Source organism: Ideonella azotifigens, from assembly GCF_006519715.1.
GTDB lineage: Bacteria > Pseudomonadota > Gammaproteobacteria > Burkholderiales > Burkholderiaceae_C > Ideonella > Ideonella azotifigens.
Genome location: NZ_VIDT01000501.1, coordinates 1 through 4147, shown reverse-complemented (window position 1 = coordinate 4147; position 4147 = coordinate 1). Strand labels below are relative to the sequence as shown.

The window sequence follows — 4147 nt, the reverse complement described above, 5'->3', positions numbered from 1 at the left end:
GCTGCCAGTTCAACACCGCTCACGTTCGCCGCCTGGTGGCGCGACTTCCGCCGCACACTGGCGGCCAGCCCGATCAACGCGCGCAAGAAAGCGCGCTTGCCATGACCCATCTCCCTCTGCAGGACACCCGCCCCTTGATGCTGGATGCCAAGTGCCCCGTGACCGCGCTGGCCTTGTCCGCGCTGCTGCTTGCCACCGGTTCGGCCACGGCGCAAAACGCCCCCGCGCCGGCCGCCTCGTCGGCCAAACCGAAAACCGCCGCAAGCCACAAAGCCGCGCCGCACAAGAAGCCGACCAAGTCCGCGCCCGGCAAACGTGGCGCGGTGCAGAGCGACGACGCACCCGATGTCGTGACCTACGGCCAGCGCGAGGACGTGCTGCGCCTGGGCCGCAGTCTGGCGGAGCAGCAGGGGCTGGACGCGGACTGGGTGCTGGCGCAGCTGGCGCAGGCCCGCTACCAGCCCAGTGTGGCCAGGCTGGTGATGCCGCCGGCAGCAGGCGTGGCCAAGAACTGGCAGGCCTACCGGGCGCGTTTCGTCGAGCCGCAGCGCCTGCGTGAAGGCCAGCGCTGGTGGCAGGACCACGAGCGCTGGCTGGACCAGGCCGAAGCGCGCTGGGGCGTGCCGGCTTCAGTGATCGTCGCCATCGTCGGCATCGAGACCTTCTACGGCCGGCACACCGGCGGCTACAAGGTGATCGACGCGCTGGCGACGCTGTCTTTCGACTTCCCCAGCGGCCGCTCCGACCGCACGCCTTTCTACCGCGACGAACTGGCCGGCTTCCTGCGCTGGTGCAACCAGGAAAAGCGCGACCCGCAAAGTGTGCGCGGCTCGTACGCGGGTGCCATCGGCCTGCCGCAGTTCATGCCGAGCAGCATCCTGAAATACGCGGTGGACTTCGACGGCGATGGCCGCATCGACCTGGACACGCATGGCGCCGACGTGGTGGGCAGCGTGGCGCACTACCTGGCCGAATTCGGCTGGCAGCGCGGCCTGCCGACGCACTTCGGCGTGACCCCGCCAGCCGCGGTGAGCGACCGCGCTACCTTGCTGGCCCCCGACATCCTGCCCAGCTTCAGCGCCAAGCAGATGACCGAGCTCGGCGCGCAGCTGGACGCCGCGGGCCAGGCCTACGACGGCCCGCTCGCGCTGGTCGAACTGCAGAACGGCGACAGCGCGCCCAGCTACGTGGCCGGCACGCGCAACTTCTACGTCATCACGCGCTACAACTGGTCCAGCTATTACGCGCTGGCCGTCATCGAACTGGCGCGCACGCTGCGGCAGATGCGGCCACCCGCACCGGCGCCCGCAGCCACCCCGGCAGTCTCCAGCCCGGCCAGTCCCTGAAAACAGGCGCATGCAGGCGGTCCGCCACGGCGCGGCCTGCATACAATGAACTTCTCCCAGCTCAGCGCTAGCCGAGGCCCATGTCCCGTCTGCCGGAACTTGCCGAACGCATCGACCGCCTTGTGCTCCGCCACGAGGAACTTGCGCGCACCAATGCCTTGCTGACCCAGCAACTGCAGTCGGTGCTCGCCGAGCGGGACAACCTGCGCTCGCGCTTGGCTGCGGCACGCGCCCGGGTCGAGATCCTGCTGGACCGCCTGCCGGCGGACACGCCCAGCGCAGGCAAGGCGGGAGCCGCCGAATGAAGCAGATGGAAGTCACGATCCTGGGCCAGAGCTACCTGCTGGCCTGCCCCGAAGGCGGCGAGGCCTTGCTGCTGTCGGCGGTTCAGACGGTGGACCAGGAAATGAGCGCCATCCGCGACGCCGGCAAGGTCAAGGCACGCGAGCGCATGGCGGTGCTGGCGGCGCTGAATCTGGCCTACCGCCTGGCCGAGCGGCCTGCATCCGCGCCGGTTGCCGCACCTGCCATCTCGGCTGCCGCGAGCCCTGCACAAACCGCAGCCGAGCAGGAAGCCGAGTTGCTGGTGACGCAGCTGATCGACCGGCTTGACAGCACCTTGGGCCACGACGGTCAGTTGCTCTGAGCGCCGCCGCCGACGCAGCGGCGTAGCACGGCTGCCCCAGGCCCTGCGACAGCTTTACAAGACGGCCTTTTGTTGACCACGGTTTTGGCTTCTTTTCCTACGCTTCCCGGCGCCGCACGGCCTAGAATCAAACCGTCCGCTGCATCTGCGTGGGTTTTATATTTCCTTGAACCGATGCTCTCGCGAGCCTGGGCTTGGAACATTGCTCGACTGGTGTGATCGTCTCGCGTCAGATGAACCCGAAGTCTTGCTGACCTCGCCCACCTGAATCCCCTGGGTTCAGGAATGCGGCCCATGGTTTGCAGCGGACACCTTCTTCTTCAATGCCGGCCTGTTGCAGGGCCGGCATTTTTTCGTGCCTCGCTGCAGCAGACATGAACGCCGCCCCCCAATACTGGTTGATGAAGATCGAGCCCGACGAATGCTCGATCGACGACCTCGCCGCCCTGCCCGGCCAGACCGTGCCGTGGACCGGCGTGCGCAACTACCAGGCGCGCAACTTCATGCGCGATGGCATGCGCGTGGGTGACCAGGTGCTGTACTACCACTCTTCCTGCGCCGAGCCCGGCGTGGCTGGCATTGCCGAAGTCGCCAGCAGCGCCTACCCGGACGCGACCCAGTTCGACGCCAAGAGCCCGTACTTCGACCCCAAGTCCAAGCCCGAGGCACCGCGCTGGCTCAACGTGGACGTGAAGTTCCGCAAGAAGACCCGGCTGCTGCCGCTGAAGGACATGCGCGAGGTGCCGGCGCTGGCCACGATGCGCCTGTTGCAGCCCGGCAGCCGGCTGTCGATCACGCCGGTCTCGCCAGAGGAATGGCAGGCCGTGATGGCACTGCTGGACCGCTGATGGATTTCTCGCTGACGCTGGTGGCCGAACTGCTTCTGCTGGGCAGCTTCACCGGTTTCCTCGCCGGCCTGCTGGGCGTGGGCGGCGGCATGCTGCTGGTGCCCTTCCTGACGCTGATCATCAGCCACCGCGACGTGCCGGCGGACCTGGCGGTGAAGATGGCCATCGCCACCTCGATGGCCACCATCCTGTTCACCTCGCTGTCCAGCGTGCGCGCGCACCACCGGCACGGCGCCGTGCGCTGGCCCATCGTGCGGGCGATGGCGCCCGGCATCCTGGTTGGCGGGCTGCTGGCCGGCGCCGGCATGTTCGCCGTGGTCAAGGGCCAGTGGCTGGCGGTCATGTTCTGCCTGTTCGTCAGTTTCTCGGCCACGCAGATGCTGCGTGGCCGCAAGCCCAAGCCGCAGCGGCAGATGCCGGGCTGGCAAGGCCAGGCGGCGGCTGGCACCACGGTGGGCTTTGCCTCGGGCCTGGTCGGCGCAGGTGGCGCCTTCATCAGCGTGCCGTTCATGACCTGGTGCAACGTGCCGATCCACAACGCGGTGGCGACCAGCGCCGCTTTGGGTTTCCCGATCGCACTGGCCAACACGCTGGGCTATGTGGTCAGTGGCTGGTCGCTGCCTTCCGCGCTGCCGGGCAGCTTTGGCTACCTGTATGTGCCGGCACTGGCCGTCATCGCAGTCGTCAGCATGCTGATGGCGCCGCTGGGCGCGAAGGCCGCGCATGCGATGGACGTGGGGAAGCTCAAGCGCATCTTCGCGGTGCTGCTGTACGGCCTGGCCGCCTACATGTTGTGGAAGGCGCTGGCGCAATGAATCGTTTTGATGCCGTGGTGATCGGCGCTGGTGCGGCCGGGCTGTTCTGCGCCGCGCAGGCCAGCCAGCGCGGCCTGAAGGTGCTGCTGATCGACCATGCGGCCAAGCTGGCCGAGAAGATCCGCATCTCCGGTGGTGGCCGCTGCAACTTCACCAACCGCGATGCAGGCCCGGCCAACTTCCTGTCCGACAACCCGCACTTCGCGCGCTCGGCGCTGGCCCGCTACAGCTCGGCCGATTTCATTGCGCTGGTGCAGAAGCACCGCATCGCCTTCCACGAGAAGCACAAGGGCCAGCTGTTCTGCGACGACTCGGCCGACCAGATCATCCAGATGCTGCTGCGCGAATGCGAAGCCGGCGGGGTGACGCGCTGGCAGCCGTGCACGGTGAACGAAGTGGACCGCGCCGACGATGGCGGCTGGCAGTTGCAGACCGACCGCGGCCCGGTGCAGGCGCCGCAACTGGTGATCGCCACCGGCGGACTGCCTGTCC

Annotated in this window: 6 protein-coding genes; all 6 read left to right on the top strand. The window is 68.0% G+C overall.

Annotated elements, in window-relative coordinates; genetic code table 11:
* Positions 1-101: 101 nt before the first annotated feature.
* The gene (gene mltB / locus FKP22_RS22825) at positions 102-1346 is read left to right on the top strand and encodes a lytic murein transglycosylase B (protein ID WP_231012950.1); all 1245 of its coding nucleotides are present in this window, start codon (positions 102-104) and stop codon (positions 1344-1346) included.
* Between the two features lie 80 nt (positions 1347-1426).
* The gene (locus FKP22_RS22820) at positions 1427-1651 is read left to right on the top strand and encodes a DUF904 domain-containing protein (protein ID WP_141289973.1); all 225 of its coding nucleotides are present in this window, start codon (positions 1427-1429) and stop codon (positions 1649-1651) included.
* Positions 1648-1992, top strand: a complete 345-nt coding sequence (locus FKP22_RS22815) for a cell division protein ZapA (RefSeq protein ID WP_141289972.1) — start codon at positions 1648-1650, stop codon at positions 1990-1992. The genes FKP22_RS22820 and FKP22_RS22815 overlap by 4 nt, the downstream gene beginning before the upstream one ends.
* Positions 1993-2366: 374 nt before the next feature.
* Entirely contained in the window at positions 2367-2840 is a 474-nt protein-coding gene (locus FKP22_RS22810) for an EVE domain-containing protein (protein WP_141289971.1), read from the top strand.
* Complete coding sequence (locus FKP22_RS22805) at positions 2840-3655, top strand: sulfite exporter TauE/SafE family protein (RefSeq protein WP_141289970.1); 816 nt, start codon at positions 2840-2842, stop codon at positions 3653-3655. The genes FKP22_RS22810 and FKP22_RS22805 overlap by 1 nt, the downstream gene beginning before the upstream one ends.
* Positions 3652-4147: FAD-dependent oxidoreductase (locus FKP22_RS22800; RefSeq protein ID WP_141289969.1), on the top strand; the 496-nt coding region annotated here is incomplete at its 3' end. The genes FKP22_RS22805 and FKP22_RS22800, both read left to right, overlap by 4 nt.